Source organism: Stappia sp. BW2, from assembly GCF_008107695.1.
Lineage (GTDB): Bacteria > Pseudomonadota > Alphaproteobacteria > Rhizobiales > Stappiaceae > Roseibium.
Genome location: NZ_VIRG01000053.1, coordinates 104,857 through 129,554 on the forward strand (window position 1 = coordinate 104,857; position 24,698 = coordinate 129,554).

Consider the following 24,698-nt stretch of genomic DNA (forward strand, 5'->3'; position numbering starts at 1 on the left):
ACGGCTGTCACACAAGCGCGTCATCGCATTATGATTTGAGACGACAGCCCAAGCTATCCTAACGTCACTGCGTGCAAGGGGGAATTCGTTTCATGACAACCGGCCTGTTGCTTCTGGCACTGTTTACGGTCAGCTACACACTGCTGGCCAGAACACTGTCCAACGGCATATTGACGGCGCCGATCCTTTTCATCGGCTTCGGTTACCTGATGGCGCAGACCGGACTGATGCCCGGCACCGACGCGGAACGCCTGCTGCACATCGTTGCCGAACTGGCTCTCATCGTCCTGCTGTTTCTGGACGCGGCACAGATCAACCTGCAGGCCCTGCGCCAGCGCCACCAATGGCCCTTGCGCATGCTTGCCCTCGGCCTGCCGTTGGCCATCATTATCGGCACACTGGCCGCAATACCCTTTCTGAGCGGTGAACCGCTTATCGTCGCAGCCCTTGCCGCCGCGCTACTCGCCCCGACCGATGCCGCGCTCGGCCAGGCGGTCATCACCAACAAGGCTGTGCCGGAGCGGGTAAGACGGGCCCTGACGCTGGAAAGCGGTCTCAATGACGGGCTGGCGCTGCCGGCCGTTCTGCTGTTCGCGAGCCTTGCCGGCGAAATGATGCAGCCGGGCGCGACAGACTGGCTGATGTTCGGCGCCAAGCAGCTGCTTCTCGGCCCGCTGGCAGGCGCAGCTCTCGGCGCGGTGGGCGGAGTCCTGTTTCTGGCGGCCAAACGCCGGGGCATGACCACCGACACCATCGAAGGCATCGGCGCCATCGCCATGGCCTGCGGTGCATATCTTGCCGCTGACGAAATCGGCGGCAACGGCTTCATTTCAGCGTTCGTTGCAGGCCTCTTCTTCGGCAACGTCATCAAGGGCCAATGTGCCTTCATTTACGAATTCACCGAAAGCGAAGGGCAGATGCTTTCCTGGGGCGCGTTCTTCCTGATCGGCCTTGCCCTGGTGCCAGAAGCCATCGCGCACCTTGATGCCGGCAGCCTGACACTCATTCTGGTGAGCCTGTTCGTGGTGCGCCCGCTAGCCGTCTGGCTCTCGCTTTCCGGGACGGATGCCGCCCCGCTGACCAAGCTCTTCTTCGGCTGGTTCGGCCCGCGTGGACTGGCGACCGCCCTGTTTGCGCTTCTCATCGTTGACCAGATCGATCACGCAATCGGCCAGCAGTTGCTGAACCTGGCCGTCAACGCGGTCTGGATCAGCGCGGTCCTGCACGGCATCACGGCCGTGCCTTTTGCAAGGTGGTACGCGGCCCATATGTCCGGCCAGGACGATGCCGCGGAACTCAAGGCGATGCCCGCCATGCGGCCGGAGGTAACGGCAGACTGAAGTAAGACAAATCCGATAGCCAGGGCGTAGAGCGCCAGTAGCCGGGGGAAGACATGACAAGACAGGTTGTTGCCAAACTCAGCGAACTGCAGGACAGGAAACCGCACTACGCCCTCGTCGCCGATGTCGACCTTGTGGTCGTCCGCTTCGACGACGACATCTCCGTCTTCTACGGCCGCTGCCTTCATCGCGGCGCGCTCATGTCCGATGGCTACGTCAGCGGCAACAATCTCATCTGCGGCGTCCATTACTGGGACTACCGGCTCGACAGTGGTGTGTCCGAGTACAACAACTCCGAGGCCCTGCCGAAATTCACGAGCTGGGTTGAAGGCGACGATGTGCTGGTGGACGCGGACGAAGTCGCTGCCTGGGCACAGGAAAATCCGCAACCGTTCAACCGCGAAAGCTATCTTGGGCTTTATGCCGACACCAGCCACGGCACCGAGGAAGAACCGTATAATGGCCTGATCCAGCAATATGCCCGCGATGGCCTCAGCAAGACGGGACATCATGGCCGTGTCGACGCCATGGGCGTGCCGCGCAACCAGTTGCCAGACTGGGACGACATCCAGATCCTGACGGCTCAATTACAGAAATTCCCGCTTCTGGAGGACGAGCCGGTCGGCACCGATGTGGTGGTTGGGCCGAACGCCCAGAAGCCGCTGAGGCTGAAGATACCGCTACTTGTGTCCGATATGAGCTTCGGTGCCCTGTCGGAGCCGGCCAAGATCGCCCTTGCCAGAGGCGCGGAGCTTGCGGGCACCGGCATCTGCTCAGGTGAAGGCGGCATGCTGCCGGAAGAACAGCAGGCCAATTCAAGGTATTTCTATGAACTTGCCTCGTCCCGTTTCGGCTTTTCCTGGGACAAGCTCGACAAGGTTCAGGCGTTTCACTTCAAGGGCGGCCAGGGCGCCAAGACCGGCACCGGCGGCCATCTGCCCGGAGCCAAGGTCAGGGGCAAGATTGCCGAAGTGCGCGGTCTTGAGGAAGGTGAAGACGCCATCTCGCCGCCCCGTTTTCCGGACTGGACGGACCTCTCCCAGATAAAGGATTTCGCCGACGAGGTGCGCACCCGCACCGGCGGCATTCCCATCGGCTACAAGCTGTCGGCCCAGCACATCGAAAACGATATCGATGCGGCGCTGGAAGTGGGTGTCGATTACATCATCCTCGACGGCCGCGGCGGAGGCACCGGGGCCGCGCCGATCATCTTCCGGGACAACATCTCCGTTCCAACCATCCCCGCCCTCGCCCGCGCCCGGCTGCACCTGGACAACTCGGGACGGCCGGACGTCACGTTGATCATCACCGGCGGCCTGCGCAAACCGGCCGATTTCATCAAGGCTCTGGCGCTCGGTGCCGATGCTGTGGCGCTTTCCAATTCGGCCATGCAAGCCATCGGCTGCATAGCCATGCGAGCCTGCCAAACCAACAATTGCCCAGTCGGGATCGCCACCCAGAAGCCGCATCTGGTCAACCGGCTGGAAATCGAAAAATCCGCCCGCCAGCTCACCAACTTCTTCGAGGCCTCGGTCGAGCTGATGCAGGTCATGGCGAGGGCCTGCGGCTATTCGCACCTGAACCAGTTCGCTCTGGAAGACCTGACAACCTGGAAGCGGGAAATGGCCGAGCTATCCGGCGTTGCCTATGGCGGCATCGCCTGACCGGCGCGTTTCTTGAGGGAGGAAGACCAATGGACGCTCAGGATCTCGACTGGATCAAGGTGGGACACGTCAACGATCTGCCGCAAGGCCGGGTAAAAACGGTGACGGCCCGAACGACATCGATCTGCCTGTCGCATTTCGACGGCCAGTGGGCCGCCATGGACAACCATTGTCCGCATCAGCGCGGCCCGCTGGGAGAAGGCTCCATCGAAAAGGGATCGGACGGCAAATGCTGGATCCGCTGCCCCTGGCACGGGTGGGATTTCGACCCGCTGACGGGCGCTCCTCCCGGCGGTCATGAAGACAGCGGCCAGAAGCTCTATCCCCTGCGAATCGAAGGCGACGAGATCTTCATCGGTCTGGAACCGGAGCCGCCCCATGAACGCACAGTCACCGACGTCATGGCCGAAACGATGGTCAACTGGGGCGTCAAGCGTGTCTTCGGCATGGTCGGCCATTCCAACCTCGGCCTTGCCGATGCCATCCGCCGGCAGGTCAACACGGGCGCATTGGGCTATGTCGGCATTCGCCACGAGGGCGCAGCGGCCTTCGCCGCCTCCGCCTATGGCAAGCTGACCGGCAAACCGGCGGCCTGTCTCACCATTGCCGGGCCCGGCGCGACAAATCTTCTGACCGGCCTCTGGGACGCCAAGGTTGACCGGTCTCCGGTACTGGCCCTTACCGGTCAGGTGCAGACCCAGGTGTTCGGCCCGGGGGCCTTTCAGGACATTGATCTGAAATCCGCGTTCGAAGCCGTCTCGAAGTTTTCCCAGCCGGTGCTCAGCACCTCCAACCATGCCGAACTGATGTCGCTGGCCTTGAAAACCGCGCTGGTGGAGCGGGACGTTGCCAACCTGATTTTCCCGGACGATGTCCAGACCAACCCGAGCAGCAGGGACGCTGGCAAACCCGAGGGTCGCCTTGGCGGAACCTCCGTCACGCCCTCCGGTGAAGACCTTGCCAGGGCCGTTGAGATGATCAACACGGCCAGACGCCCCGTTATCGTGCTCGGTTATGGCGCCAGGGATGTCCGCGACAAGGTCATCGCGCTGGCCGAAAAGATCGGCGCGCCGGTTCTTACCACCTTCAAGGGCAAGGGGCTGATCCCCGACACGCACCCGCTGGCAGCCGGCGTTCTTGGGCGTTCCGGAACCCCGATTGCAAGCTGGTTCATGAATGAGGCGGATCTGATCGTCTCGCTCGGGTCGTCTTTTGCCAATCACACCGGCATCGCCCCCTACAAGACCATCATCCAGGTGGATTTCGAGCGCATGCAGCTTGGCAAGTTCCATCCCGTGACCCTGCCTGTCTGGGGCGAGATCGGCACCTTCTGCGAGGCGATTGTCGATCAGGTCCTGAAACCGGCCGATGCCCCCGACCAGGCAAGCGAACTGGTGGAACGCTGGACGATCTGGCGCGCAGAAAAGGAACATCGCCTTGCAGAGGACAGCGGCAGGGGCATTCACTCGGCGGCCGTCTTCAAGGCATTGAGCGATCTGTGCCCACCGGACGCGATCCTCCCGGTCGACGTCGGCAACAACACCTATTCCTTCGGCCGCTATTTCGAACCTTGCGGACAACGCATCCTGATGTCCGGCTATCTCGGCTCCATCGGCTTCAGCCTGCCTGCGGCCCTGGGCGCCTGGAGCGCGACCCAGGATTTCGAGGAATTCCGCGGCCGCAAGGTGATCTCGATTTCCGGAGACGGCGGCTTCGGCCAATACGCCATGGAGTTCACCACCGCCGTCAAATACGGAATGGATATAACCCATATCCTTTTGAACAATTCAGAGCTCGGCAAGATCTCCAAGGAACAACGTTCCGGCGAATGGCCGGTCTGGGAAACGAACCTCACCAACCCCTCCTTCGCCGCCTTCGCGCGCCTCTGCGGCGGGCACGGCCACAGGGTGACGGAGGCTGCCGAACTGAAAGACGCCATCACGGATGCCATCGCCCATAACGGCCCCTCACTGGTGGAAATCATCACCGATGCGGATCTGGTGTGATGGGGTTTCAGGATGAGACTTGCCATCCCCGCGAAGGCAGGGAGCCAGTAGACACCGCGAGGGGTTTGTTGCGATACTTCATCGTCCGCAAATACTGGATCCCGGCCTCCCGCTACGCTTCAGCCGGGATGACAAGGAGTGGACAGGACGCAGGGGGAGCGCGATGCAAACAGCAGCCATTCTGATTGACATCGGAAAATACTATCTCATGGCCGGCGGGCTGGTCGCGGCACTGTTTCTTGTTATCGGCATCGATCGAGTGGAACCGTCCGCACGCGGATCTCATGTGTTCCGGCCCTTGCTCATTCCCGGTATCTGCCTGATCTGGCCTCTGGTGCTCTATCGCTGGTACGTGCTTGAAAAACACGGGGAGGCTGGCCGGTGAAACGTGCGCACCGCAAGGTTCATACCCGTATCTGGACCATCCTTGGCCTGCTCCTGCCGCTGGTCTTCTTCACCATTCTGGCCATGCGCCAGTCGCCCCCCGCGGACAGACCGGCTGTGCTGATCGAGGCCCCGGCAGAAAGCTCCGGGGAGGCAAGCCAATGAGCGTGCAATACACACCGGTCATCTGGAACCGCAACAAGATGGTCTATGATGCCGTCCTGCTGATTGCCGTCGCGCTTTATCTTTACGTCTTTATTCGTGTCGGCCCGTTCTACGAGGACGTCACCCGGCCAATCGATGGGGCCATCCTGAGGATGCGCGCTTTCGGAAGCTGTGCCTTCCTGATGCTGACGGTGATCCTGTGCATCGGCCCGCTGGCACGGCTCGACCGTCGCTTTCTGCCACTGCTCTACAACCGCCGCCATTTCGGCGTGATGACCGCCGGTATTGCCGCCGTTCACGCCAACTATGTGCTCGGCTGGTATTTCAATTTCTCGCCGACCGACCGCTACATTGCGCTGCTGTCCTCCAACACCAGCTACGGGCAGATCCTCGGCTTTCCCTTCGAGGCTTTCGGCATTGCCGCGCTGTTGATCCTCTTCGTGCTGGCCGCCACCAGCCATGATTTCTGGCTCAGCTTTCTGGGAGCGCCGATCTGGAAGGCGCTGCACATGTTCATCTATGCCGCCTATGTTTTCGTGGTGCTGCATGTGGCGCTCGGTGCGTTGCAGGGATCGTCCGATCCCATCTTCACCGGCATGGTTGCGGCAAGCGTTGTTCTGGTCTGCGGCCTTCACTTTGCAAGCGGGCGTCTGGAAGCCAATCGGGAAAAGAACGATGCAACGGCAAAGGCTTCGCTGGAGGAAGCCGGCTGGGTTGTTGCCGGAGAGGTGGACGAGATCGACGACAACTGTGCCAAGGTCGTAACCCTGAGCGATGAGGAACGTGTCGCCATCTTCAGGTATGACGGCAAGCTGTCCGCCGTCACCAATGTCTGCGCCCACCAGAATGGCCCGCTTGGCGAGGGCAAGGTGCTGTGGGGCTGCATCACCTGCCCCTGGCACGGATATCAGTACAATCTGGCCGACGGCTGCGCGCCCGCGCCCTTCACCGAGAAGATCGCCACCTACAAGCTGAAGCTGGTCGGCTCCACCGTTCTTCTGGCCCCGAAAGCCCTGCCGCCCGGAACCTATGTCGAGCCGGTCGTGATCGGAGGTGCGTCATGAGCTGGAAACAAACCAAGGCGGCTCCGTTTTTCGTCGGCTATCTCAACAAGGTGCCAAAACCGCTGGTCGCTTTTGTCGGCGTCTTCTCCCTGTGCTTTGTCGCAGGGCTTGGCCTTGCGGCCTTTGCCCTGTCCTCCACCCAGAACGACCCGGGCAACGGTGCGTTTCAGTGGGGCAACCGGTTCGAACAAACTGGCCTGCTGGAACTGCGCCCCTATCCGGTGTTCCGCCTTCCCGCCGATGGCGACACCCCTGCCCGCACCTACATGCTGGCCGGTCAGGGCAAACGGGGTGTGTTCAAACAGGCGGAAGCCAATCGCGAGACGCCAGTGACCTTGCGCGGAGTGCCGGTAAACCGGGGCGACCTGACGATGATCCAGGTCGGTCAGGTGGAAGCTGCAACGAACGCTGCCCCCGGTTTCAATCCAGCCGAACCGGTCTCGCTGGGACGCTGGAAACTGACCGGCGAAATCTGCGACGGCAAGTGCTACGCGGGCGCCATGCGCCCGGGCCGGGGCCTTGCACACAAAGCCTGCGCGGATCTCTGCCTCACCGGCGGCATTCCCCCGGTCTTCGTCTCCTCCGGACCAGTCGAGGGACGCACCTTCTTTCTCATGGCCGGCAAGGACGGCCAGCTTCTTGGCGAGGCCATTGATCCACTGCTGGCGCTTTACATCGAGGTCGAAGGCGAGGTCGAAAAACTGGACGACCTGATGGTCTTCAAGGCGGACCTTCTGACCGCACGGGTGTTGAAATGAGTGACCATCCGCAGAAGCCGCTCTGGCAGACCATCGTGATCTCACTCATGATGACGGCACTCCTTGCCACGATTGTCTGGGCCGTCTGGACCTACGCGAACAAAGGCGTTCAGGAATTCGCGCCCGGCTCGTTTCTGCGCGACTTACGCTTCTTCATCGGGCTGCTCGCCGTGTTTATGGTGCTCAGCGTGCTGGACCGGATAGTCGAGTTCGTGAAGGCGAAACTGGGCGGCGGGCACTGACTGGAAGCCTATCTGGATGGCCACTCCAGTTCCTGGTCCTGCCACCAGCGCTTCAAACTTGAAGACATCGCAGCCTGCTTATCAATTCAGCCCTTCACCAGCTCCCGCAGCAGACTGTTGAACTTTTCCGGTTCTTCCATGTGCGGTGCATGGCCTGACACCTCGAAACCGTGAAAGTGACAGTCCGGAACATTGTCCGCGTGCCAGCGATGCACGCCCGGGCCGTAGAGTTGGCTGCACAGACCGGCGACCAGATGAAACGGCACGGGAAAGGCTTTCAGAAGCGGGCGGAAATCCTGCGCCGTCAACGAGGCCCACATCGGCTTCAAAAGCACGGGATCGGCTGCGGCAATTTCAGTACGGGCAAGCGCTTCGGCGGCCTCCGGCACCGGCAGACCTTCCGCGAAAAGCCTTCTTGCAATCCGGGCGGGTAACCGCGCCCAGTCCGCGACGATGGCGTTCAGGAAATGACCGTTGAGGTCTGCATTGAGGCCGTTCAGCGTTCCATTCTGCCAGTCCGGATCATTGAGCACCTTCGGCGTCATGTCGATGGCAACGAACTGGGAAACCCTCTCCGCGCCATGGCGCTCGATCATCGCGTAAGACACCAGTGCGCCCATGGACCAGCCGCACAGGATCGCATCCGTCAGGCCCCGTTCGGCAAGGGCCGCATGAACCGCATCGGCAGCCGCCTCGATCGTCAGGGGCAGCCGGTCGGCCGTTTTGCCATGTCCCGGCAGGTCCGGAACGATGCAGCGGGCATCTGCCTTGAGCGCATCGACCTGAGCATCGAAGAAACCGCCTGGACAGGACCAGCCGTGGATCAGCACCAGCGGTCTGCCCGTTCCCTCGTCGCGGATGTGCATCATATTCCCGCTCACGCACGCCCTGCCCGTAACCGTCCGACAATGCCCGTCGGGAAAAAATAGACCGACAGAATGAAGAGGACACCCAGCCACAGCAGCCAGCGTTCCGGCGCTACCAGCGTCGAGACCACCGGCACCGCGCTGGTCGCCTCGGCAGCAACCCCCATCAGATAATGCAGGTAGGTCTGCGCCAGAATGAACAGGGTTGCCCCGAGCACGGCCCCGTAGAGCGTGCCCATGCCCCCTATCACGACCATCAGCAGAATGTCGATCATGATCTCCATGGAGAGCGTTGTCGCCGGGCCGGTGTAGCGGAGCCAGATGGCCAGAAGAGAGCCGGCAAGCGCTGCCATGACTGCGGACAGAACGGTGGCTGTGGTGCGGTACCAGACCACGCGGTAACCGATCGCTTCCGCCCGGAAGGCATTGTCGCGCACCGCCTTCAGCGTGCGCCCGAAGGGGGAATTGACGATGCGCAGCATGACCAGGAACAGAATTACAGCGGCGAAGAAGACCAGATAATAGGCCAGGATCTTGCCGTTGATGCTGACGTCGAACACCTTGGCCTTGATCAGCTTGAAAGCCGGCGTCAGCTCGCGCGGGATCTTGTAATTGAGCCCGTCCTCACCGCCTGTCAGCCACGACATCTGCGACACCAGCACGGCAAAGGCGCTTGCCACCGCCAGCGTTACCATGGCGAAGAAGATCGCTTTCACCCGCAGCGAAAACAGCCCGATGGCCAGCGCAAACAGCGCCGCGACACCAGCTCCCGCCGCCGTGCCCCAGACCAGGGCTCCATAGCTCGGCCCGGTGGTCGAGAGCGCCAGCGCGGTGCCGTAGGCCCCGATGCCGAAGAACATGGTGTGCGCGAAGGAAACGATGCCGGCATAGCCCAGCAGCAGATCGTAGCTTGCCACCAGCACGATGAAGATGCAGATGCGCGCAGCCGTCTCCAGCGACTTGGTGCCGGGAAAGAGAAACGGCGCGAAGGCCAGCGAGATCAGCACGATCAAAAGCAGCGCGGTCAGAAGACCGCTGCGCGGTGTGTCGCCGGAAAGAAGTCTGGTCAGCATTCTCTTGTCCCGTCCCTACTTCGCCTTGACGACCGGATAGAGGCCCTGCGGCCGCCACATCAGCACCGCAACCATCAAGGCGATGGTCGAGATCAGCGCCACCTTTGGCGCCAGAAACGCGGTGTAATTGGCGAGCAGCCCCACCAGCATGGCGCCGATGAAACAGCCTTCGACCGAGCCGAGCCCTCCGATGATCACGACGATGAACACCAGCACCATGATCTCCGAGCCCATGTGCGCGGTAATCGTTTCCTGATAAAGGCCCCACATGACGCCGCCCAGCCCGGCCAGTGCCGATCCGGTCATGAACACGATCAGGAACAGGCGGCGGACGCGGTAGCCCAGCGCTTCGACCATCTCGCCGTTCTCCACCCCGGCCCGCACCAGCAGGCCGATCTTGGTGTTCTTCAGGATGTGGCGCATCCCCAGGAACAGGGCGAGGCCGATGCCCACGGCCACAAGCCGGTATTTCTCGATGGCCGCTTCGCCGATCACCAGCGAGCCCTGCAAGGCTTCCGGGCGGGACATGTGCAGCTCGTCCGGGCCCCAGACCACATAGATCATCTGCTGCGCGACAATAAGCCCGCCCATGGTGACAAGGATCTGCTTCAGGTGTTCGCCATAGACCGGCATCACGATCACCCGTTCGAAGGCAAGGCCAAGCAGACCGGTGACAAGCATTGCTGCAAGGATCGCGACCAAAACCGCAGTCAGGTTCATGAACACGCTTGGCGAAGCCGTCCAGCCTGCCAGCCAGGCCAGAACCGTGAAGCCGACAAAGGCCCCGACAGCGACAAAGGCGCCATGGCCGAAGTTGATCACGTCCATCAGCCCGAAGACCACCGTCAGGCCAGACGCCATGATGAAGATCATCATGCCCATGGCAAGCCCGGCCACCGTCAGCGTCAGCCAGCTTGCCGGATTGCCGATGGCGATGAGGCCCACAGCGGCCAGCACCGGCACCAGCAGTACCGGCAGTTTCTGGGCAAGCTGTTCTTTCAGCGGGATTTTCTCGATCCGCGGTTTGATCGCCGTCTCGCTCATTGATGTGCCTCCAGGCTCAGTCCCATGAGTTTTTCCTGCAAGGCCACATCCGCCACCAACTCGTCCATGCGTCCGGAATGAATAATGCGGCCATCATCCATCACCGCGACCGTGTCGCCGATGCTGGAGGCCATGGCGAAATTCTGTTCCACCAGCAGGATGGTGGTGTCGGTTTCCTTCAGTTCCTTCAGCGCGTCGGTCATCGCCTTGATAATCGCCGGGGCGAGACCCTTGGTCGGCTCGTCGATCAGGATCAGCCGGCGCGGTTCGATGATCGCACGCGCCACGGACAGCATCTGCTTCTGACCACCGGACAGCGTGCCCGCAGAAGAGTTCCAGAAGTTGCCGATCGGCGGAAACAGCTCCTTGATCCACGCAAGACGTTTTGGGTCCATCGGTCCGTTGGCTGCGGCCAGGATCATGTTTTCGGCAACCGTCAGATCGGTGAAGATGCCCATGTCTTCCGGCACCAGGGCGATCCCCCTGCGAGAGATTTCCGGGGTCGATAGCTTCGTGATCACATGATCGCCAAACCGGATACCGCCCTGGCTCGCGGTCCAGAGACCCATGATCGTCCGCAAGGTGGTGGTCTTGCCAGCGCCGTTGCGGCCGAGCAGAACGGTCACGCCGCCCTCCGGCACCGCAAGATCGACACCCTGCAAAATGTGATAGGGGCCGATATGAGTATGAACGCCGGACAGGGTGAGCAGGTTCTCCGCCATCACGCAACCTCCCCGGACGAGGCCGGCGCCTTGCCGAGATAAGCCTCCTGCACGATTGGCAGGGCAATCACCTCCGACGGTTCTCCATCGGCCACCAGTGCCCCGTTGTGCAGAATGATGATGCGGTCGGCCAGGGTGCGGATGACATCCATCTTGTGTTCCACCAGCAGGATCGTGCGGTCCATGTCGCTCTTCAGTTTCTTGATCAGCTCCAGGATCACCGGCACTTCATCGACGCTCATGCCCGCGGTCGGTTCGTCGAACATCAACACCTGCGGGCCAAGGGCGATCAGCAGCGCCACTTCCAGCTTGCGCTGGTCGCCGTGTGGCAAGGCGGAAACGGTCTGGTCTGCCTGATCGCTAAGCCGGACCTCCGCCAGCACATGGTCTGCCCGCTCCAGAAGCTCGACATGGCTTTCGGCAACGCTGAAGAGATCGAAGCCCTTGCGGGCCTTTGCCTGTGCCACCAGGCGCACGTTTTCGCGCACGCTCAACGTCGGGAACAGATTGGTCAGCTGGAAGGCGCGGCCGATGCCCCTGTCCGTGCGCTCGGGCACCGACAGTCTGGTGATGGCCTCGCCGTTCAGGAGAACCGAGCCGGCGGTTGCGCTCAACTGGCCGGAGATCAGGTTGAAATAGGTGGTCTTGCCGGCGCCATTCGGCCCGACGATTGCCGTCAGCGTGCCGCGCTCGAACGCGCAGGAAACGTGATCGACCGCCACATGACCGCCGAAGCGGATGGTCAGGTCTCTCGTTTCCAGAATCGGGTGTTCCTTGGCCACGATGCGCGTTCCCAGGTTTGAAATGTCGCGAAAGCTGTATCGGAAATGTGCCCGGCCGAACGGGCGTCTCGCCAGCCGGGCACTTTATTGGTTCTTGGGGCCACGCAGGCGAAACGCAAGGCTCCGCCGCGTCTTCGCAAGGCTTACTGGTTGCGCACCGGGATGTTCATGTCCTCTATTTTCAGTTCGCGCACCAGCTCCGGGATGCCCCATTCGACATCCGGGTCGACCTTGATCTTGAAGTGATACATGGACTGCAGAGCCTGGTGATCGTCCGCACGGAACATCATCTTGCCCTTGGGCGTTTCGAACTCCATGCCTTCCATGGCGGCAATCAGATCCTCGGTCTCCGTGGAACCCGCCTTGCGGATCGCCTCGACAATGGCGATACCGGCCGACATGCCACCCGCGGTGAAGAAATCCGGCGGAGCGTCAAAGCGCTTCTGGTGCTCTGCCACCAGCCAGTCGTTCACCGGGTTCTTCGGGATCTCGTAGTAATAGTAGGTCGCACCTTCCATACCCGGCAGTTCCTTGTAGGCCGCCATGGCCGCCAGGATGTTGCCGCCCGTGGCAATCTCGACACCGAAGCGCTCGGGCTCCATTGCCTTGATCTTGCTGATCGGGTTACCGCCGCCGGCCCAGATCACGAAGAGGAACTTGCGGCCCGGCTCATCTTTCAGGGCATCGAAGACGCGCTGTGCGTTGGCGGTGAAATCCTTGGTATCGGTCGGAGCGTATTCCTCGAACACCAGCTTGGCTCCGCTGCCTTCCAGCGCTTCCTTGAAGGCGGCAACGCCGTCACGGCCGAAAGCATAGTCCTGGGCGAGCGTCGCGATGGAGACGCCTTCCTGCCCGAGCGCAACGGCGTTGGAAATCGCGTCCTGGGATGAATTGCGCGAGGTGCGGAAGATATAGCGGTTCCAGTTCTCGCCGGTGATGCTGTCGGCCACCGCCGGCTCCACCAGCAGCACCTTCTCGTATTCTTCGGCGACAGGCAGCATGGCCAGCGCAACACCGGAGGAGACAGGGCCGACGGCGATATCGACTTCATCGTCGCCATAAGCTTCCGCCAGCGCGGCCTTGCCGATATCCGGCTTCAGCTGCGTGTCCTTCTCGATGACCACGATCTTGCGGCCGTCGATTTCCATGGTGCCGTCAGTGGCATATTCGAGGCCCATCATCAGGCCGGTATGCGACTGTTTCGCATAGGCCTCCAGGGCACCGGTCTTGCCGTAGACGTGAGCGATCTTGATATCGTCGGCCTGGGCGCCGGCAATTCCGGCAGCCGCCACACCGATGCCGGCCACAAGCGGCACGGCCCAGCGAAAAACGCGTTTCGTCATGAATTCTCCTCCCGTTGCGCGAAAGGCCGAAAACCTGCCGAGCCGCTCCCACGACTTTGGACAGGGCAACATCATCGCCTGACGCGGCATCATATGACACCTGAATCAGTATTCACGTCAAGGCAAGATACGTGTTCAAATCAGCCGCCTCACCGGCCTGGCCGTCGGTGAGTGCAAATGATGACCGAGACCGGAGACCGCTGCGGCGGACACAAACGCATAGCTCCACGAGCGGCGGCGCGATCCATGACGGTCATCTGCATAAAGGATGTCTGGGGTATTATAATGACAATGGGAAAAGAGTGGGGCTGACTGGCGAGCCGTCGAATGTGTTTAAGAGCAGCCCAATGCCGACGAAACGAATGCTTCGGAAAGACCCACCGATCAGACACTCTGCAACGGCATGAGTGAACAAGGCTACTCTCGATTGCTGGCGCAATCCGGTTTCCAGCCGCAAACAAGCGATCCGAAAGACGCAGACACCAGGAAAGATGTCATCTCCGCGAAAGGGGAGACCGAAGAATCCTCACCGGCATCTCATTGCGCGATAACAACCGCTCAGGTGTCCTGGATCCCGGCTCGCGCTGCGCTTGGCCGGGACGACAATCGGAGAGGTTTGCGTTCCTCACCGTTGTTCAGGGATCCGCAGGTACAGGATAAGTGTAGCGAAGTCTTTTTCGAACGAAGAGACGCGCAAAAGGCGTGACTGATATCTGGGTTCCGGATCGGCGTTCGGCTTTGCTTCGCTTGTACGGAAGGCGGCGGCGCCTCGGCTGACGGCCTCGGCGAGACTACCGCAGCCGCTTCTCCGTCTTCGCATCGAAGAACAGCGCCGAGGCCGGATCGAAGTCGATGGCAACAAGGCCATCGGAAACCGGTGCATCCTCGCCCTTGGTTTCCACGATCACACGTTCTCCCGTCGGGCAGATGAGATACGAATAGGCGACACCGCCAAGCTGCTCGCACAGATCGACCTTTGCGCCTTCCTGCGCCGGAGAGACTTTCAGATGCTGCGGCCGCAGCCCGACCAGCACCTTTTCCCCCTTGGCCGGCAATGAGACCGATGTCGGCACGGCAACGCCGCCGAACGCAGCAATGCTGACAGTGCCGTCTCCGGCAATGCCTTCGACAAAATTCATGCTGGGGGAACCGATGAAACCGGCAACGAATCTGTTGTCCGGATCGGAATAGAGCTGCATCGGCGAGCCGACCTGCTCGATAATGCCGCCGCGCAGCACCACGATCTTGTCGGCCAGCGTCATCGCCTCGACCTGATCATGCGTCACGTAGATCATGGTCGCGCCGATGTCCTTGTGCAGGCGGGCGATTTCAACGCGCATGTCGACGCGCAGTTCCGCATCGAGGTTGGACAGCGGTTCGTCGAACAGGAACACTTCCGGCCCGCGCACGATCGCACGGCCGATTGCGACGCGCTGGCGCTGACCGCCGGAAAGCGCCTTCGGCTTGCGCTTCAGATAGGGGTCCAGCTTCAGGATGCGGCTCGCCTCGGCAACCTTGGTCTGGATCTCGGCCTTGGGGTGACCGTTCATCTTCAACCCGAAGCCCATGTTCTCCTCAACCGTCATATGCGGGTAAAGCGCATAGGTCTGGAACACCATGGCCACGCCCCGCTCGGCCGGGTCAATCCTGGTCACATCCCGGCCGCCGATCTTGATCCGGCCGTCGGTCGTCTCCTCCAGCCCGGCGATCATGCGCAGGAGCGTGGACTTGCCACAGCCGGACGGACCGACAAAGACGCAGAATTCGCCATCCTCGATCTGAAGGTCCACTCCGTGGATGACTTCCAGATCGCCATATTTCTTGATGGCTTTGGTCAGTGTGACGCCAGACATGTAATTCTCTCTCCCTTGGAAATTCTTTTACGCCGGGAACTGCCAGTCCTCGACCGCCGCCGCGATCTTCGAGGCTGCGTCCAACAGCGCGGGCCGTGCCTCCAGAAGCTGCTCCAGGCTCTTGCGCTGCGTGGAAGTTGTCACGGAAAGCGCACCGACCGGCCGCCCCCTGGATGACAGGATCGGCGCTGCAATGCAGATGATGCCCGGCTCGTGCTCCTCCCTGTCGTAGGACAGGCCCTCTTGGCGGATCTTCTCCAGATCCGCCCGCAGCGCCGCTTCGCTGGCAAGCGTTGCCGGGGTGTATCGATAGAACGACTGCTTCTTCAACACGCGATCGAGCTCAGCCGGCTCCAGGAAGGCCATCAGAGCCTTGCCGACGCCGGTGCAATAGGCCGGGCCAACCTTGCCGGCCTGCGAAAACATGTCGATGGCGTTGGTCGGATTGCGCTTGTCGACATAAAGCACCTGTCCGCTGTCAAGCTGCGCCAGATGTACGGTTTCCCCGACCGCTTCGGACAAGGCGCTGACGAAAGGACGCGCGATTGGCGCAATGGAACTTTGCCGCCAGGCCGCATGTGCCAACCGCACGAGGCGGATACCCAGCGAATAGGTCTGCTGGCGTTCGTCATAGGCAAGCATGCCCTGACTGACGAGGGTCTGCAGCAGCCGGTAAAGGGTCGCCTTGGGATGGGTGCTGTCGGACAGAAGTTCGGAAAAGCGCACAGGCCGGCCGACGGCCGCAACCTTGTCCAGCACTTCCAGCGCCTTGCCGACCGTGCCGTCACCTGTCGATGACCTCTCCTGTTTGTTCATGAGCTCCTCCATCGGCGCGTTCTTGCGGTCGAGCCTGTTGACAACTTATCGCCATCGCATCAGAGTATCAATATACAAAACTAAGTTTCACATAATGGAACAAAAAGGGAGGACACCATGCGTTCCATGCTGAAAACGTCCGTAGCGGCCTTTGCCATGTTGGCAACCGCGATGGGCGCAGCTTCTGCTGACGGCCTGACCGGCAATCTGAAAATCTTTCTCGACACATCGAACCCGGCGCCACGCGCAACCATGGAAGAGATGATCGCGCAGTTTCAGGAGAAGAACCCGGAGCTGACCATCGAGACGACGGTGATCGACCGGGAGGCCTACAAGACTCAGATCCGCAACTTCCTGACGGCAAACGCGCCGGACGTCGCCACATGGTACGCGGCCAACCGCATGCGTCCTTACGTGGAAGCAGGCCTTTTCGAAGACGTGTCCGACCTGTGGGCGGACCCGGCCATCGGCGAAAATCTCGCCTCCACCAAAGGCGCGATGACCATCGACGGCAAACAGTGGGGCGTGCCCTATACCTACTATCAGTGGGGCGTTTACTACCGCAAAGACATCTTCGACGAGCTTGGCCTGTCCGAACCCACCACATGGGAAGAGGAAAAGGCGAACTGCCAGAAGATCCTCGATGCCGGCAAGAAGTGCTACACAATCGGCACCAAGTTCCTCTGGACCGCAGGCGGCTGGTTCGACTACCTGAACATGCGCACCAACGGCTTCGACTTCCACATGGACCTGCTCACGGGCAAGGCCTCCTGGAAGTCCGACGAAGTCCGCAAGACGTTCGCCAACTGGCGCGAACTCATCGACATGGGCGCCTTCATCGACAACCACCAGACCTACTCCTGGCAGGAAGCCCTGCCGTTCATGGTCAAGGGCGATGCAGCCGCTTACCTGATGGGCAACTTCGCCGTGGCACCGCTGCGGGACGCCGGTCTCAGCGACGACCAGATCGATTTCTACCAGTTCGTGGAAATCACGCCGGGAGTCGCCAAGGCCGAAGACGCACCGACCGACACCTTCCACATTCCGGCCAATGCGGAGAACAAGGAAAACGCGCGCGAGTTCCTGAAGTTCGTGGTGTCGCCGGACGTCCAGACCTGGATCAACGACGGCGAGCACCTTGGTCAGCTGCCGGTCAACTCCAAGTCGTCGGTAGACAACGACAAGTTCCTGGAACAGGGCTTTGAAATGCTGTCCTCGAACTCCCCGGGCGGCGTTGCCCAGTTCTTCGACCGCGATGCCCCGGCAGAAATGGCGAAGGTTGCCATGGAAGGCTTTCAGGAATTCATGGTCAAGCCGGACAACCTGGACAGGATCCTGGACCGTTTGGACCGCGCCCAAAAGCGTATCTACAAGTAAGGTCCGCCAGCGCGTGACCGGACAGGGGGCAACCGCTCCCTGTCCTCTTTTCCGGTATACGCCGACGACTCACGAAGAGTTCCGAAAATGGCCCAAGCATCCGTCACCGAGATCCGCCAGAGTTCCTGGTGGCATCGAAACCAGCAACAGCTTACACCCTGGCTGTTCCTGGCGCCCGGGATCCTGTTTTTCCTGTTCTATGTGATCTTCCCGATTTTTCAGTCCTTCAACCTGTCGCTCTACGAGTGGGACGGTCTGGGCAAGGCGGAATTCGTCGGGCTCTACAATTACGAGGAACTCTACTGGGACGACGCGTTCTACACCTCACTGAAGAACAACGTCCTCTGGCTGCTGCTCTATCTGCTGGCCATTCCGGCAGGTCTGTTCATCGCGCTGTTCCTGAACCAGACCGTCACCGGCATCCGGCTCTACAAATCGCTGTTCTTCTTTCCCTTCGTGATCTCCCAGGTCGTGGTCGGCCTGGTGTTCACCTGGTTCTACGACCCGACATTCGGCCTCCTCAACGTTCTGCTCGGCGCGGTCGGCCTGCCGCCGCTCAACGTTCTGGGAGACGAGAACACGGTCACCATCGGCATCATCGTCGCGGGCCTCTGGCCCCAGACAGCCTATTGCATGATCCTCTATCTCACCGGCCTCAACGCAGTCGATCCGGAACAGATCGAGGCCGGGCGGCTCGACGGCGCCAAGGGCTGGCGCATGCTCTGGTACATCATCGTGCCGCAGCTTCGCCCGGCCACCTTCATCGCCTTTGTCGTCACCATCATCGGCGCGCTGCGCTCCTTCGACCTGATTTCGGTCATGACCAACGGCGGCCCCTTCGGCGCCAGCCGGGTGCTCAGCTTCTACATGTTCGAGGTCGCGCTCTCCGAATACGGTTTCCGCATGGGCTATGGCGCGGCCATTGCCGTGGTGCTGTTCCTGATCATGCTGGCCTTCATCGCCTATTTCCTCTGGTCGATGTACAAAGAAGAAAAGGCGCGCTGACATGTTCCCGACACCGATCGAACGCACGTCCCGCTCCTGGCAGATCACTTATCAGTCGCTGCTGCCACTGGCGCTGATCCTGTGGCTGTTACCGCTGATCGCGGTCGCCATCTTCTCCGTCAAGCCGGACGCGGATTTCTCCAACGCCAACTACTGGGGCTGGCCGTCTTCCTTCGAAGGCTTCACCAACTACGCGCTGGTCTTCACCGGCTCGGACATGCCGCAGTATCTCCTGAACTCGTTCAAGATCACCATTCCGACGGTCATCGGCGCGGTTGGCCTGTCGTGCATGACCGGCTTTGCCCTTGGGGTCTACAAGTTCAAGGCCAACATCTGGATCTTCTTCATGTTCGTGGCCGGCAACTTCGTGCCGTTCCAGATCCTGATGGTGCCAGTGCGCGATCTGACCCTGCAGATGGGCCTCTACAACACCATCACCGGCCTTGTGCTGTTCCACATAGCCTTCCAGACCGGCTTCTGCACGCTGTTCATGCGCAACTTCATCCGCGCCCTGCCCTTCGAGCTGATCGAGGCTGCGCGTGTCGAGGGCGTCTCCGAATGGCGGATCTTCTGGTACGTGGTTCTGCCGCTGATGAAGCCGGCCATCGCCGCGCTATCGGTGCTGATCTTCACCTTCATCTGGAACGACTATTTCTGGGCCGTGGTGCTGACGCAGGGCGTTGAAAGCCAACCCGTTACTGCAGGCATCACCTCCTTCAACGCCCAGTACCGCGCCGCCTACCACCTGATGAGCGCTGGCTCCATCGTGGCTGCCCTGCCGCCGGTTGCCATGTTCTTCCTGATGCAACGCCACTTTATCGCAGGCCTCACACTCGGAGCCGTGAAATGATCCGCAGCTGGCATCTTGGAGATGACAGACAGAGCCTGGTCCTGGCCAGCTTCGACAACCGATTGCCGGAAGCCGTCTACTGGGGGCCCGCCCTTCCCACTGGCGAAAACCTGGAGAGGCTTTCGGCAGCCACGCTCGCCGATGTCACCGGCGGCATGGTCGACCGCAACGCCGGCCTGAGCCTGTGCCCCGAAGCCTCAGAAAGCTTCCCCGGGCAAACCGGCCTCGCCGCCAGAAATGCAGCCGGCACCTCGCTCATGCCGTCTCTCCGCTTCGAACGCGAAGCCACGACCGAGCATGGGATGACCTTGGTTTTCACCGACAAGGCTCTCGACCTCGGTCTTGTCTTCGATCTGACCCTGACACCGAAAACTTCCCTGCTGAAATTGCAGACACGGCTGGAGAGCGCGGACGAGATAACGGTCGACTGGCTGGCGGCACCTGTTCTACCGGTTCCGGCCCACACCGGTGAGATGATCGAATTCTCCGGCCGCTGGTGCGCGGAATTCCTGACCCGCCGCGTGCCGTTTGCACCCGGCGCCCGCGTCCGCGACAACCGCACGGGCCGCACCGATCATGCGCATTTTCCGGGCCTGATCGTCTGCGGCGCGGGAACGTCCAACACGGCAGGTGAAGCCTTCGCGTTTCACTACGGCTGGTCCGGTGGCCACAAGATGGTGGCCGAGGAACTTGCCGACGGCCGCCGCCAGGTCCAGTTCGGCCACGCCACCGCGAGCCTTCCAAGCGGCCGCCAATTCGTCAGCGCGCCGCTTTATGCCACCTATTCCGCCACCGGCTTCAACGGCGCTGCCGTAAGGTTCCAGCGCCATGTCCGCGATCACATCGTTCAGGCGGCCCGCACACCACGCCCGGTGCATTACAATTGCTGGGAAGCGGTCTATTTCAATCACGATCTTGAAGAACTCAAGGCCATCGCCTCCCAGGCGGCGGACCTGGGCGCCGAGCGCTTTGTCCTGGACGACGGCTGGTTTGGGCGCCGGGATGACGACACCTCGTCTCTCGGCGACTGGGTGATCGACACACGCAAACATCCGGATGGCCTCACCCCGCTGATCGACCATATCAAGGCGCTCGGCATGGAGTTCGGCATCTGGTTCGAGCCGGAGATGGTCAATGAGGACAGCGACCTCTACCGCACTCATCCGGACTGGGTCCTCGGTCACGCCGACCAGATCCGCGGACGCCAGCAGCTTGTGCTGGACATGTCCCGCCAGGACGTCCGGGACTATCTTTATGCCCACATCGCCGATGTCTTGAAAAACAACGACATCGGCTACATCAAATGGGACCACAACCGCATCCTGCCCATCGTCGATGCCCGGCAGGCAGAAGGCTTCTATGAGCTGGTCGACCGTTTGCGGGCAGACTTTCCCGACGTGGAAATCGAAAGCTGTTCTTCCGGCGGCGGGCGCATCGATTTCGGTGTTCTGCAACGCACGCACCGGGTCTGGCTCTCGGACAGCAACGATGCGCTGGAGCGCCAGCGTATCCAGCACGATGCCGCCCTGTTCCTGCCGGCCAGCGTAACCGGCTCTCATGTTGGCCCCCGTCACTGCCATACCTCCGGCCGCACGCTGGACATCCGCCTGCGCGCCTGGACCGCGGCTCAACGCCATATGGGCTTCGAGATGGACCCGCGAGAGTTGACGGAGGCCGAAGCCGATACGCTGCGCACAGTGACGAGCTGGTGGAAGGCCAACCGGGACTGGATGATGCAAGCGGATATCCTGCGGCTCGACAGCGCGGACCCGGCAGTGATTGCAGAACAGCAGCTTTCACGGGACGGCAGCCAATTTGTTGCCTTCGCCGCACTGACGCGCCCAAGCGACCAAATCCTGCCGCGCCCATTGAGGCTGACAGGACTGGACCCGCAAGCCAGATACAGGATAAGCCTCGTCAATCGGGACGAAGCACCTGGACTGTCTCGCGGAGCCCCGCTCCTGAAACATCAAGACCTTGAAGCCAGTGGACAATATCTGATGTCCCACGGGCTCACATTCCCCTGGCGGTTCCCCGAAACGGTCTGGGTTGTAGAAGGCAAACGTCTTTGAGTAACGTTACTCAAAACGAACGGATTTCGGCTTCGGCCACCAAAACAATTGAGGAAGTGCCATGAACGCAACATACCCGGATCTCGACAATGCATCGGTTTTCATCACCGGTGGCGGCTCCGGCATCGGCGCGGCGCTCACCGAGGGTTTCCTTCGGCAGGGAGCGAAAGTCGCCTTTGTGCAGCGCTCGGATGCCGCTGCCTTTTGCGATGAGATGGAGCAGAAATACGGCCGCCGTCCGTTGTTCCTGCCCTGTGACATCACCGATATGACCGCCCTCAAGGCCGCAATGGATCAGGCAGCCGAGGCCCATGGCCCGATCACGGTTCTGGTCAACAATGCCGCCAACGACAAACGACACAAGACCGAGGAGGTCGACGAGGCGTTCTGGGACTGGTCCGTGGCGATCAACCTGAAGGCCTATTTCTTTGCCTGCCAGCATGTGGTGGCCGGCATGCGTGCTGCCGGCGGCGGCTCGATCGTCAATTTCTCTTCCATTTCCTACATGATGGGCAACGCGGGCTATCCGGTCTACACCACCGCCAATTCCGGCATCAACGGCATGACCCGCAGCCTTGCCCGCGAGTTCGGCCCGGGAAACATCCGCGTCAACGCAATCGCCCCGGGCTGGGTTCTGACCCAGAAGCAGAAGGACATGTGGGTGACGCCCGAAGGCCTGGCGGCACATATCGACCGGCAGTGCCTCAAGGTTGAACTGCAGCCGGAAGACATGGTCGATCCGGTGCTGTTCCTGGCCTCCAGAACCAGCAAGGCCATGACCGGCCAGGCGCTGGTCGTGGATGGCGGCGTGGTGGTGACGGGATGACCACGCCCCCAAAAGCAGCGTGGATCGCAGCGGATTGGGGCACCACCAATCTGCGCATCTGGGCGCTTGACGAAACCGGCGGCATCCTGGCCCATCGCAGCTCGGACAAGGGCATGGGCCGGTTGGAGAAACAGGACTACGAGCCTGCCCTGATCGAACTGGTCGCAGATCTGCTGAAGGAGGACGTGGCCACCCCGGTGATCGTCTGCGGCATGGCCGGATCCCGTCAGGGCTGGGCTGAAGCCCCCTATATGGCCACCCCCTGCGCGCCGCCGTCGATCCGCAATGCCACCCGGGTGGAGGCAGCCGACCCGCGTCTGGATGTGCGCATCCTGCCCGGCATCAAGCAGCTTACGCCCCCCGATGTCATGCGCGGCGAAGAAACCCAGATCGCCGGGTTCCTCGCGGACAATCCCGGCTATACCGGCACTCTGTGTCTGCCTGGAACGCACACCAAGTGGGTCGCCCTCAAGGACGGACGGATCGAGCGGTTTCGCACGTTCATGACGGGAGAAACCTTCGCCCTTCTGTTCAGTCACTCGGTACTGCGGCACGGCCTGTCGTCCGACGACCTGGACAATGCTGCCTTTGCTGCAGCCGCTGAACACAGTTTCCATGCGCCCGAAATGCTGACGGCTGATCTGTTCGGCGTACGCGCCGCCGGTCTGGTGGCGGATCTCGCCCCGGCGCAGGCCAGTGGCAGACTGTCGGGCCTTCTCATAGGCGTCGAACTTGCTGCCGTCAGCCGGGATTTCGATCTCGGCAATACCGCCCTTCTGGGCAGCGACAAGATCGTCGGCGCCTATCGCGCCGCCTTGACCCAGGTTGGCTACGCCTCCAGACAGCTCGACGCGCAAACCATCACCTTGAAGGGCCTGACCCTGGCCTATTCCTCCTACGAACCGGAGCATTCATGAGCCGTAACCTGATTGCCATTCTGCGCGGTCTGACCCCGGACGAAGCCCTGCCCGTTACCGAATGTCTGATAGCCGCCGGCATCACCCGCATCGAAGTGCCGCTCAACTCGCCGGATCCGCTTGTCAGCATTTCAGCGATGGCCAAGAGCTTCTCTTCAAAGGCGGAAATCGGCGCCGGCACCGTGCTCGCCCCCGAGCAGGTGCAAGACGTCAAGAACGCAGGCGGCACGCTGATCGTGTCACCCGACTGCAATCCGGACGTCATCAAGGCAACGAAAACCGAAGGCATGTCCTCCTTTCCCGGGGTGATGACTCCGAGCGAGTGCTTCACGGCTCTGCGCAGCGGCGCCAATGGCCTCAAGTTCTTTCCCGCTTCGCTCATTGGTCCGGACGGTCTGAAGGCGATGCTGGCCGTGTTGCCAAAGGGTACCCCCACTTATGCGGTCGGCGGTGCCGGTCCGGACAATTTCGGCGACTGGATCAAGGCCGGGGCCACAGGTTTCGGCATCGGGACAGCTCTGTTCAAACCCGGCCTCAGCGTTGCAGACGTCAGCGACCGGGCCGAAAAAATCGTCGCCGCCTATGACGCGGCCTTTGCAGCATCCAGGTGATTTCATGAGCACAGTTTTCGACGAGCGTCAGTGCACCCTTGGTGAGGGACCGCTGTGGCACCCCGAACGCCAGCAATTGTTCTGGTTCGACATCCTGAACAAGCGGCTGCTCAGCCGCGACAACGGCACCGAGAAAACCTGGCAGTTCGATGAATATGTCTCTGCTGCCGGCTGGGTGAGCCAGGCCGAGCTGCTGATCGCAAGTTCTTCCAAACTGTTCCTCTTCAATCTGGAAACTGAAGCCTCCGCAAAGATCTGCGATCTGGAAGCCGACAATGCGGTAACGCGCTCCAACGACGGCCGGGCCGACCCCAGGGGCGGCTTCTGGATCGGCACCATGGGTATTGGCGCCGAAAAAGGCGCCGGATCGATCTATCGCTACTACGAGGGCGAACTGCGCAAGCTGTTTTCCGGTATCACCATTTCCAACGCCATCTGTTTTTCGCCGGATGGAACCACGGCCTATTTCGCCGACACCGACGCATTGACCATCCAGCAGGTCTCTCTGGACGCCGAGGGCTGGCCTGCCGGCACGCCGACCCTGTTCACAGACCTTTCGGCAGACGGCTTCGACCCGGACGGTGCTGTGGTCGACAGCGAGGGCTTTCTTTGGAATGCCCATTGGGGCGCGAACCATGTCGCCCGCTATTCGGCGGACGGCAAATTCGCCGAGGCGGTTTCCATGCCCGCAAAACAGGTCTCTTGCCCGGCGTTCGGCGGCGCGGATCTGCAGACCCTCTTCGCCACATCCGCTGCCGACGGCCTGACTGGCGAGGACGAAGGCAAGACCTATTTTGCACAGGTGAAGGTTCGTGGGCAGAGCGAGCACAGGGTCGTGCTGTAACGGCTGCAACCCCTGACATCACAGGATTTCCGACGTGCGCTTTCCCCGCCTCCGTGGGACCGACAAACAAACTC

The 24,698-nt window shown here is 61.4% G+C and carries 24 protein-coding genes; 16 read left to right on the top strand and 8 right to left on the bottom strand.

Annotated features, from left to right (window positions below; all coding sequences use genetic code 11):
* The first annotated feature begins 92 nt into the window (after nt 1-92).
* The 8 genes from FMN63_RS04820 to FMN63_RS04850 all read left to right on the top strand — a co-directional run bounded on the left by FMN63_RS04820 (nt 93) and on the right by FMN63_RS04850 (nt 7,623).
* Complete coding sequence (locus tag FMN63_RS04820; RefSeq protein ID WP_148582822.1) at nt 93-1,340, top strand: cation:proton antiporter domain-containing protein; 1,248 nt, start codon at nt 93-95, stop codon at nt 1,338-1,340.
* Nucleotides 1,341-1,393: 53 nt separating this feature from the next.
* Entirely contained in the window at nt 1,394-3,004 is a 1,611-nt protein-coding gene (locus FMN63_RS04825) for a glutamate synthase-related protein (RefSeq protein WP_148582823.1), read from the top strand.
* Between the two features lie 29 nt (nt 3,005-3,033).
* Nucleotides 3,034-5,010 carry a thiamine pyrophosphate-binding protein gene (locus tag FMN63_RS04830; protein WP_148582824.1) on the top strand — a complete coding sequence of 659 codons (1,977 nt, stop codon included), beginning with the start codon at nt 3,034-3,036 and terminating at the stop codon, nt 5,008-5,010.
* Between the two features lie 163 nt (nt 5,011-5,173).
* Nucleotides 5,174-5,395 (top strand): hypothetical protein, encoded by a 222-nt coding sequence (locus tag FMN63_RS04835; RefSeq protein ID WP_062487206.1) that lies wholly within the window; start codon nt 5,174-5,176, stop codon nt 5,393-5,395.
* Complete coding sequence (locus tag FMN63_RS29545) at nt 5,392-5,559, top strand: hypothetical protein (RefSeq protein ID WP_162854991.1); 168 nt, start codon at nt 5,392-5,394, stop codon at nt 5,557-5,559. The genes FMN63_RS04835 and FMN63_RS29545 overlap by 4 nt, the downstream gene beginning before the upstream one ends.
* Nucleotides 5,556-6,623 carry a Rieske 2Fe-2S domain-containing protein gene (locus tag FMN63_RS04840; RefSeq protein WP_148582825.1) on the top strand — a complete coding sequence of 356 codons (1,068 nt, stop codon included), beginning with the start codon at nt 5,556-5,558 and terminating at the stop codon, nt 6,621-6,623. Before FMN63_RS29545 ends, FMN63_RS04840 begins: the two co-directional genes overlap by 4 nt.
* On the top strand, nt 6,620-7,381 hold the full coding sequence (locus FMN63_RS04845; RefSeq protein ID WP_148582826.1) for a hypothetical protein: 762 nt from the start codon (nt 6,620-6,622) through the stop codon (nt 7,379-7,381). The genes FMN63_RS04840 and FMN63_RS04845 overlap by 4 nt, the downstream gene beginning before the upstream one ends.
* Nucleotides 7,378-7,623, top strand: coding sequence for a hypothetical protein (locus tag FMN63_RS04850; protein WP_148582827.1), 246 nt, complete (start codon nt 7,378-7,380; stop codon nt 7,621-7,623). Before FMN63_RS04845 ends, FMN63_RS04850 begins: the two co-directional genes overlap by 4 nt.
* 86 nt (nt 7,624-7,709) lie before the next feature.
* On the opposite strand, the gene FMN63_RS04855 is transcribed toward FMN63_RS04850, so the two are convergent.
* From FMN63_RS04855 to FMN63_RS04890, 8 genes are all read right to left on the bottom strand, one after another.
* Nucleotides 7,710-8,492: an alpha/beta fold hydrolase gene (locus FMN63_RS04855; RefSeq protein ID WP_148583093.1), complete on the bottom strand. Its 783-nt coding sequence runs from the start codon at nt 8,490-8,492 to the stop codon at nt 7,710-7,712.
* A gap of 8 nt (nt 8,493-8,500) precedes the next feature.
* The gene (locus FMN63_RS04860) at nt 8,501-9,562 is read right to left on the bottom strand and encodes a branched-chain amino acid ABC transporter permease (RefSeq protein WP_148582828.1); all 1,062 of its coding nucleotides are present in this window, start codon (nt 9,560-9,562) and stop codon (nt 8,501-8,503) included.
* 15 nt (nt 9,563-9,577) lie between these two features.
* The gene (locus tag FMN63_RS04865; protein ID WP_148582829.1) at nt 9,578-10,606 is read right to left on the bottom strand and encodes a branched-chain amino acid ABC transporter permease; all 1,029 of its coding nucleotides are present in this window, start codon (nt 10,604-10,606) and stop codon (nt 9,578-9,580) included.
* Nucleotides 10,603-11,328: an ABC transporter ATP-binding protein gene (locus tag FMN63_RS04870; protein WP_148582830.1), complete on the bottom strand. Its 726-nt coding sequence runs from the start codon at nt 11,326-11,328 to the stop codon at nt 10,603-10,605. Before FMN63_RS04870 ends, FMN63_RS04865 begins: the two co-directional genes overlap by 4 nt.
* A complete protein-coding gene (locus tag FMN63_RS04875; protein ID WP_209000942.1) occupies nt 11,328-12,110 on the bottom strand; it encodes an ABC transporter ATP-binding protein in 783 nt (260 codons plus the stop codon). Before FMN63_RS04875 ends, FMN63_RS04870 begins: the two co-directional genes overlap by 1 nt.
* A 143-nt stretch (nt 12,111-12,253) precedes the next feature.
* On the bottom strand, nt 12,254-13,453 hold the full coding sequence (locus FMN63_RS04880) for a substrate-binding domain-containing protein (protein WP_148582832.1): 1,200 nt from the start codon (nt 13,451-13,453) through the stop codon (nt 12,254-12,256).
* Between the two features lie 791 nt (nt 13,454-14,244).
* Nucleotides 14,245-15,306, bottom strand: coding sequence for an ABC transporter ATP-binding protein (locus FMN63_RS04885; protein ID WP_148582833.1), 1,062 nt, complete (start codon nt 15,304-15,306; stop codon nt 14,245-14,247).
* Between the two features lie 27 nt (nt 15,307-15,333).
* Nucleotides 15,334-16,122, bottom strand: a complete 789-nt coding sequence (locus FMN63_RS04890) for an IclR family transcriptional regulator (protein ID WP_209000943.1) — start codon at nt 16,120-16,122, stop codon at nt 15,334-15,336.
* Nucleotides 16,123-16,239: 117 nt separating this feature from the next.
* Between FMN63_RS04890 and FMN63_RS04895 the strand changes: the two genes are divergently transcribed.
* From FMN63_RS04895 to FMN63_RS04930, 8 genes are all read left to right on the top strand, one after another.
* Nucleotides 16,240-17,499 carry an ABC transporter substrate-binding protein gene (locus FMN63_RS04895; protein ID WP_148582835.1) on the top strand — a complete coding sequence of 420 codons (1,260 nt, stop codon included), beginning with the start codon at nt 16,240-16,242 and terminating at the stop codon, nt 17,497-17,499.
* Nucleotides 17,500-17,586: 87 nt separating this feature from the next.
* Nucleotides 17,587-18,504 (top strand): carbohydrate ABC transporter permease, encoded by a 918-nt coding sequence (locus FMN63_RS04900; protein WP_148582836.1) that lies wholly within the window; start codon nt 17,587-17,589, stop codon nt 18,502-18,504.
* 1 nt (nt 18,505) lies between these two features.
* Nucleotides 18,506-19,354 carry a carbohydrate ABC transporter permease gene (locus FMN63_RS04905; protein WP_148582837.1) on the top strand — a complete coding sequence of 283 codons (849 nt, stop codon included), beginning with the start codon at nt 18,506-18,508 and terminating at the stop codon, nt 19,352-19,354.
* Nucleotides 19,351-21,426, top strand: a complete 2,076-nt coding sequence (locus FMN63_RS04910) for an alpha-galactosidase (protein ID WP_148582838.1) — start codon at nt 19,351-19,353, stop codon at nt 21,424-21,426. The genes FMN63_RS04905 and FMN63_RS04910 overlap by 4 nt, the downstream gene beginning before the upstream one ends.
* Nucleotides 21,427-21,487: 61 nt before the next feature.
* On the top strand, nt 21,488-22,252 hold the full coding sequence (locus FMN63_RS04915; RefSeq protein ID WP_148582839.1) for an SDR family NAD(P)-dependent oxidoreductase: 765 nt from the start codon (nt 21,488-21,490) through the stop codon (nt 22,250-22,252).
* Nucleotides 22,249-23,169, top strand: coding sequence for a 2-dehydro-3-deoxygalactonokinase (locus FMN63_RS04920; protein ID WP_148582840.1), 921 nt, complete (start codon nt 22,249-22,251; stop codon nt 23,167-23,169). The genes FMN63_RS04915 and FMN63_RS04920 overlap by 4 nt, the downstream gene beginning before the upstream one ends.
* Entirely contained in the window at nt 23,166-23,780 is a 615-nt protein-coding gene (locus FMN63_RS04925) for a 2-dehydro-3-deoxy-6-phosphogalactonate aldolase (RefSeq protein WP_148582841.1), read from the top strand. The genes FMN63_RS04920 and FMN63_RS04925 overlap by 4 nt, the downstream gene beginning before the upstream one ends.
* A gap of 4 nt (nt 23,781-23,784) precedes the next feature.
* Nucleotides 23,785-24,624 (top strand): SMP-30/gluconolactonase/LRE family protein, encoded by an 840-nt coding sequence (locus FMN63_RS04930; protein ID WP_209000944.1) that lies wholly within the window; start codon nt 23,785-23,787, stop codon nt 24,622-24,624.
* Nucleotides 24,625-24,698 lie beyond the last annotated feature (74 nt).